The organism is Streptomyces glaucescens, from assembly GCF_002154375.1.
GTDB lineage: Bacteria > Actinomycetota > Actinomycetes > Streptomycetales > Streptomycetaceae > Streptomyces > Streptomyces glaucescens.
This window is the reverse complement of the sequence record NZ_MUND01000986.1, coordinates 1-2,015: the sequence shown is the minus strand read 5'-3', so window position 1 is coordinate 2,015 and position 2,015 is coordinate 1. Positions and strand designations below refer to the sequence as shown.

The 2,015-nt window shown below is 73.7% G+C and carries 2 protein-coding genes; one reads left to right on the top strand and one right to left on the bottom strand.

Annotated features, from left to right (window positions below; all coding sequences use genetic code 11):
* Positions 1-216: 216 nt before the first annotated feature.
* The gene (locus CCN42_RS40010) at positions 217-1,290 is read left to right on the top strand and encodes an ABC transporter substrate-binding protein (RefSeq protein WP_245877692.1); all 1,074 of its coding nucleotides are present in this window, start codon (positions 217-219) and stop codon (positions 1,288-1,290) included.
* Here CCN42_RS40010 and CCN42_RS40005 read toward each other — a convergent pair.
* Positions 1,278-2,015 (bottom strand): alpha/beta fold hydrolase (locus CCN42_RS40005; protein ID WP_422641263.1); only part of this gene is annotated, 738 nt, incomplete at its 5' end. The two genes, CCN42_RS40010 and CCN42_RS40005, sit on opposite strands and share 13 nt — an antisense overlap.

Below are 2,015 nucleotides of genomic sequence, written 5' to 3'. Positions count from 1 at the left end.
GTCCCGGGCACGGCCGATCGCCGGTTGCCGACGGCGGCCGGGGGCGGGCCGGGCCGCGGGACGCCGCCGTCGCCGCACGCCGTGCTCCCACCGCACCCTCACGCCGGAGGCCTGGTCGCGATGCCGTGGGAGGCTCGGAACCCGGCCCTGGATCACGGGCTGGTGAGTGGGTAGGCTACCCGTCCCGTCGATCTTGACTTGCCGAGGTGTTCGCTCGTGTCTCCCGCACCACTGATCGGCGCTCTCGTCCCGCTCACTCGACCCGGCTGGGTGGAGGCGGGGCGGCACTTGCTCGCCGGACTCGAGCTGGCCGTACGCGAGGTCAACGACGCCGGCGGTATCGCCGGGAGGCCACTGGAGCTGGTGGTGCGGGACACCGCGGCGGATCCCGGGAGGGCCGCGGCGGCCGTGGACGAGTTGGAGGGCCTGGGCGTGGCCGCCCTGGCCGGGGAGTACCACAGCGTCGTCGCGCGTGCCGCCGCCGCCCGGGCCGACGCCCTGGGCCTGCCGTTCCTCTGCTCCTCGGCGGTTCTCGACGCGCTCACCGAGCAGCCGACGGACTGGGTGGCGCGCCTGTGCCCGGCGCAGTCCCACGGCTGGCGGATCTACGCGGACTTCCTGCTCGGCGCGGGGCACCGCCGCATCGCCGTAGCGGCCCAGGCCGGCGTCTACTGGGCATCCGGGATCCGCATCCTGCGGGACCGCCTCGCTGCGGGCGGCGGCACCGTCGTCGAACTCGACATGGGCCTGCTCGACCCTGCGGGCGTGTGCGACGCACTCGTCGACCACGGTGCGACCGCCCTCCTGCTGCTGGTGGGCCACCCGGATCCGGCCGTGCCGATCGTCAAGGCCGTACGCCGCGACCGGCGGCTCGCCGAGCTGCTGATCGGCGCTCCGGCCGGGCAGCCGGAGTTCACCACGTGGGCGGCGCTGCTGGGCGACGAGGGCGCAGCGGTCCCGTTCCTGCGCTACCGGCCCGAGCGTCTCACCCCGCTCGGCGCGCGAGTCGAGGCGTCCCTGCGCGAACGGCTGGCCGCAACGCCCTCCTTCGTCGCCTTCGAGGGCTACGACACGGTCCTCGTCCTCGCCGATGTGCTGCGTTCTCACGGCGCGGACCGGGAGCGCATCGCGGAGTCCTGGCCGCGTGTCGCGGTCGACGGCACTCGCGGGCCGATCCGCTTCTCCCGCGCACCGGGCATCGGCGTCTGGCAATGGGCATGGCCTCCGGTCCAGGTCGTCGACCGGGACCCGGTGGAGCCCGATCGTTTCCGGGTCCTTCACCCCGTCTGAGATCTTCCGCCCGCGGCAGGCTCGCGCGTCGTGGACAGGTGGAGCGAGCCGGGTCTCGCGACGAGGCGTCCGCGGAGCTGGTCCTGGTCGAGCCGGAGGAAGAAGTCCTCGATGTCCTGGGCGAGCAGCTCGGGCACTTCCATCGCGGCGAAGTGGCCGCCGCGCTCGAACTCCGACCAGTGCCTGATGTCGTACAGCCGCTCGGCCAGTGGTCTCACCGACCGGGTGATGTCGTGCGCGAACACCGCGACGCCCAGGGGCACCGGGCACGGCTCCTGCCGCCGGGGTGCCTCGCGGTGGAGGCGCGCCGAGGAAGCGGCCGTGGCGGTCAGCCAGTACAGCGAGATGCCGGTGAGCAGCCGGTCGTCGCTGATGTGTGAGCGCGGGTCGGTCCAGTGCGCGAAGCGCTCGGCGATCCAGGCCAGTTGGCCGACCGGCGAGTCGGTCAGCGCGTAACCGATGGTCTGCGGGGTGGTGGACTGCAGGGCCTGGTACGGGGGGCGGTTCGCCATCAGCTGCCGGACCTTGTCCAGGCGCGCCTCATCGGTCGCGGACAGGTGGAGCCCGGCATCCGGGTCCGGGCGTGTCGGCAGGTAGTTGACGTGCACTCCGACGACCTGCTCGGGTGCCACCCCGCCGAGGGCAAGGGAGATGCCCGAGCCGAAGTCGCCGCCCTGCGCACCGTAGCGCTCGTACCCGAGACGGCGCATCAGCTCGGCCCAGGC